Genomic DNA, 756 nt, shown 5'->3' with positions numbered 1-756 from the left:
ACGGTCCCGGCACCCGCGGTTCAAGTCCAAACGCAAATCCAGGGCGTCGGCCGAATACACCCGCTCCGCGTTCCGTTGGCGTGACGGCCAGCTCACCCTGGCCAAGATGAACACCCCGCTGAACATCGTCTGGTCGCGCCCCCTGCCCAAGGGGGTGGAGCCCTCCACGGTCACCGTGTCCCGGGATGCGGCGGGCCGCTGGTTCGTGTCCCTGCTGGTCGAGGACCCGACGGTGAAGCCGCTGCCGCCCGTTGCGGCGGAGGTTGGTGTGGATGCGGGCATCACCAGTCTGCTCACCCTGTCCCACCCGATGGCGGGGGTGAGCGATGAGCAGGGCAAGGTGGCCAACCCGCGGTACGGGCAGGCCGACGGGCGGAAGCTGGCCAAGGCGCAGCGGAACCTGTCCCGCAAACAGGACGGCTCCAACAACCGGGCGAAGGCCCGGATGAAGGTGGCCCGGATTCACGCCCGGATCGCCGATCGGCGTCGGGACCATTTGCACAAGCTGACTACTCGGCTCGTCCGTGAGACCCAAACGGTCGCGATCGAAGACCTCAGCGTGCGGAACATGCTCCGCAACCGCCGCTTGGCCCGCGTCATCTCCGACGCGGGCTGGGGTCAGTTCCGCAGGATGCTGGAGTACAAAGCCCAGTGGTACGGGCGTGAGGTGATCCCCGTCAACCGGTGGCTGCCCACGTCCAAAACCTGCTCGACCTGTGGTCGGATCAACACCACCCTCGCCCTCAACGAGCGTGT

General features: G+C 67.3%; 1 protein-coding gene. It reads left to right on the top strand.

The features are described 5' to 3' along the window. Positions 1-756: RNA-guided endonuclease InsQ/TnpB family protein (locus tag ACY34I_RS40540; RefSeq protein ID WP_462760854.1), on the top strand; the 756-nt coding region annotated here is incomplete at both ends.

It is taken from the genome of Micromonospora sp. RTBAU3-60 (genome assembly GCF_054963695.1).
This window is presented reverse-complemented; position numbering and strand designations above follow the sequence as displayed.